3 protein-coding genes and 1 pseudogene are annotated in these 3,030 nt (G+C 44.2%); all 4 read left to right on the top strand.

Annotated features, from left to right (window positions below; all coding sequences use genetic code 11):
* Positions 1–200 (top strand): annotated as a pseudogene (locus RMO84_RS03465) (sodium:proton antiporter); the annotation flags it as partial.
* A gap of 127 nt (positions 201–327) precedes the next feature.
* Positions 328–1,440: a hypothetical protein gene (locus RMO84_RS03470; protein ID WP_310487055.1), complete on the top strand. Its 1,113-nt coding sequence runs from the start codon at positions 328–330 to the stop codon at positions 1,438–1,440.
* Between the two features lie 100 nt (positions 1,441–1,540).
* On the top strand, positions 1,541–2,389 hold the full coding sequence (locus tag RMO84_RS03475) for a GNAT family N-acetyltransferase (protein ID WP_310487056.1): 849 nt from the start codon (positions 1,541–1,543) through the stop codon (positions 2,387–2,389).
* A gap of 40 nt (positions 2,390–2,429) precedes the next feature.
* Positions 2,430–3,030, top strand: a 601-nt coding sequence (locus RMO84_RS03480) for a class I SAM-dependent methyltransferase (RefSeq protein ID WP_310487057.1), incomplete at its 3' end; no start/stop codon positions are given.

A 3,030-nucleotide genomic window follows, 5' to 3' on the forward strand; every position in this document is an offset into this window, starting at 1 on the left:
CTTTCGTCCAGCAGCAGCTTCAGCAGCTCGAAGCCGATATCGGACACCTGCGAGAGTCTCATACTTGTTTGCAAGCTTTGAGTCTCGAACGACATCAGGCAGAATTACTGGCGATAGAGGTTAATACTTACAAAAATTTCGTTCGGGATGGCTCGATCGAACATCCGCTCCAGCCGATTATTCAGAAGGTGTTTGAGTAGCCAAAAATGTGGGTTAGGGACAATTCGAGTAGGGGCAATTCATGAATTTCCCCTACTCTGAATTTTGGATAAATGTAGGGTGGGCACTGCCCACCATCTAGATCTAAAGTAACTCTAATGGGAGAAAATGACTGGAAATAATCTAGAAATTAGAAGGCATAAATACCTCGATCTCAGTTCACAAATTGCTCGATTAGATGATGCACAATTGCGTTCTCTGTTTGACGATCGCGAGTTAAGTACGGGTTGGGGGATAAACCAGACGATCGTGCTGGGACAATCACAAGTATTTGTCAAACGGATTCCGGTGACAAACCTTGAATATGAAAACTTATTCGCCACCAAAAATCTGTATGAATTGCCGACTTACTATAATTATGGTGTCGGCTCGGCTGGGTTTGGAGTCTTCCGCGAACTCATCACTCATATTAAGACTACCAATTGGGTATTGGCTGGATCGATCGCCACTTTCCCATTGATGTATCATTATCGAGTCGTGCCGTTTGCTGGACAGCGGGAGGATATAAATCTGGAGCGTCACGAAAGTTATGTGAAATATTGGGGCAATAGTGCAAACATCAGCAAGTATATATTAGACAGAGCAAATGCCAGCTATGAATTGGTGCTATTCCTCGAATATATCCCGCATGTTCTAGACGAATGGCTGCGAGAAAACCCCCACAAACTTCAGCAATCTCTAGACGATATTCGCACAACGATCGATTTTTTGCGAGCGAAGCAGATCGTTCATTTCGATGCACATTCTTACAATATTCTGACTGATGGAGATCGAGCATATCTAACCGATTTTGGGCTGGTACTAGACAAAAGCTTTGCATTGGCAAAAGATGAAGAATATTTCTTCGATCGCCATACATTGTACGATTATGGAGAAGTCCTCCATAATCTTCGTCATCTAATTCGATATCCATACGATGCCTGTTCGGAGCTAGACAAACGTCTGATAATGAAAAAATATGGGATCGAGGAAGGCTTGCAACAGCCCGAACTAACGTCTAGATTGCTCGGCAATATCGAGCGAATTCATATTGAAGGAGATATCAAGTTAGATGAGTTTTATGTGGCTAGCATCGTCAAATACCACAGCGTTATCGCGCTAATGCAAGACTTTTATTCTGGTCTGCGGGGCAATAACCAGAAGGACACCAAATTTCCTCATGCCAAACTAGAATTATTGCTGGCTGAGACTGGATTCCTTGCTATTACAAATATAAGGTAAGGACTGCTAGCCCTTTTGACGTGGCGGAAGAATACGAGATATTACACGAAGCGATCGAAAAGCTTTATGAATTTTACGGAAATTTAGAAATGAGATAGTCATGCGGTTACATAAGTTTGATTCGATCGATAAATTTTGGGATAAAACTCAGGATTATTTATTGCAAAATGAGGCTGAAAATAACGTGTTGTTGGGTGTTGTGCAAACACTACGAAGTAACTCAGATCGCTATCCAGATCCACCTTACCTAGCGGTGGTTGAGATTAATGATGAGATTGTTGCAACAGCAATCCGCACACCTCCATACAAATTATTGCTGTCTAAAGCCAGCAATCTCGAAGCATTAACTTTAATCGCTCAAGATTTAGATCGAGAGCAATTGCCAGGAGTAATGGGGTTGGTTCCTGACGTAGAAACATTTTTGCAAGCATGGCAAAAACTAACCGGACAATCTCATCAACTATCGTTCGTTAATAAAATCCACCAAATTGGGACAGTACAAACAGTTGCAGCTATTTCTGGATATTTAAGACTGGCAACCGAACGAGATCGCGCTTTATTGATGGAGTGGATTCCTGCGTTTATTGCTGAAATTGGGGAGACAATGGGTCAAGATCTCGATCGAATCGTAGATAATCGATTAAAGACCCAAAGTACTTATATTTGGGAAGACGGTCTTCCAGTTTCACTGGCAGCAGGCAGGCAGCGTTCGCCAACTGTTGGTCTAATTGGTTCTGTCTACACGCCACCAGCTCACCGCCGCAAAGGTTATGCTACTGCCTGTGTCGCCGCGTTAAGCCAAAAGCTACTGGCTGAGGGCTGCGATCGATGTTTCCTGCTGACAGATTCAGCAAATCCGACTTCCAACCATATTTATCAAGAGATTGGCTATGTTCCAATCTGTGATTGGCATGAATACTCGTTCAGCTCCCCAGATCTTAGATCATAATAAAAAGGTGTTTCTGAAGTAAATCTGCGTAAATATTATTATGGCGATTCGTCAAGATACTCTGTGGGAGCAGTTTCTCTCTCCGATAATTCAAAGATTGCTGGATAAAGAGCAGATGATGGCAGTACGAGATCGCATCGATTGGCAGGGGACGATCGATCGGTATCAATTACCCGCGTTTGTCTATCCTGAGTACTATCACACTCAGAACTATCATGGGATCGAGGGTGGGTATTTGACGCAGACGGCGGCGATTACTTACGATCCGATTACCCAATATGTCTTGCCACCATACGAGCCGTGGGTGCGCCAGGGTTTAATTAGTGAAGTTCGCTCTCAACCCCAGCGGATTCTCGATTTGGGCTGTGGGACGGGTTCGATGACTATTCCCCTCAAACAAGCCTTCCCAGATGCTGTCGTGACGGGTTTGGACTTGTCTCCGTATATGTTGGCAGTAGCGGAGGATCGATCGAAAGAGGCAGGTGTCGAGATTAGGTGGCAGCATGGTACCGCGACGGACTTAAGCCAGTTTGAACCTGGTAGTTTCGATACGATTACCGCAGCATTGTTGTTTCATGAAACGCCCCCAGCAGTGGCTCAAACTATCCTTACCGAAAGTTATCGATTGCTAGCTCCTGGAG

Source organism: Chamaesiphon sp. VAR_69_metabat_338 (assembly GCF_031423935.1).
Lineage (GTDB): Bacteria > Cyanobacteriota > Cyanobacteriia > Cyanobacteriales > Chamaesiphonaceae > Chamaesiphon.